This window comes from Nocardia sp. NRRL S-836, from assembly GCF_001279525.1.
Taxonomy (GTDB): domain Bacteria; phylum Actinomycetota; class Actinomycetes; order Mycobacteriales; family Pseudonocardiaceae; genus Lentzea.
The window spans coordinates 1-613 of the sequence record NZ_LGDY01000003.1; the positions used below are offsets into that span (position 1 = coordinate 1).

1 protein-coding gene is annotated in these 613 nt (G+C 64.9%); it reads right to left on the bottom strand.

Annotated elements, in window-relative coordinates; all coding sequences use genetic code 11:
* The coding region (locus ADL03_RS03260) for an alpha-amylase family glycosyl hydrolase (protein ID WP_255353327.1) at nt 1-613 on the bottom strand (613 nt) is incomplete at both ends.

Sequence of the window (613 nt, forward strand, 5' to 3'; positions counted from 1 at the left end):
GTACATGTAGTCGCGCTCTTCGTCGGTGACCATCTCGAGCGTGAGCTCGTCGTGGTTGCGCAGGAAGATGCCCCACTGCGAGTTCTCCGGGATCGACGGAGTCTGCGCCAGGATCTCCGAGATCGGGAACCGCGACTCCCGCCGCACCGCCATGAAGATCCGCGGCATCAGCGGGAAGTGGAACGCCATGTGGCACTCGTCGCCGCCGACCGCCGGGTCACCGAAGTACTCGACCACGTCCGACGGCCACTGGTTCGCCTCGGCGAGCAGCACCCGGCCGGGGAACTCGTCGTCGACGACCTTGCGGCACTTCTTGAGGAACTCGTGCGTGCGCGGCAGGTTCTCGCAGATCGTGCCTTCCTCTTCGAAGAGGTACGGCACGGCGTCGAGGCGGAACCCGTCGATGCCGAGGTCGAGCCAGAACCGCAGGATGTCGAGCATCGCCTCCTGCACTTCCGGGTTCTCGTAGTTGAGGTCCGGCTGGTGGGAGAAGAAGCGGTGCCAGAAGAACTGCCCGCGCACCGGGTCGTAGGTCCAGTTCGACGTCTCGGTGTCGACGAAGATGATCCGCGCGTCGCTGTAGCGCGAGTCGTCGTCGCTCCACACGTAGTAG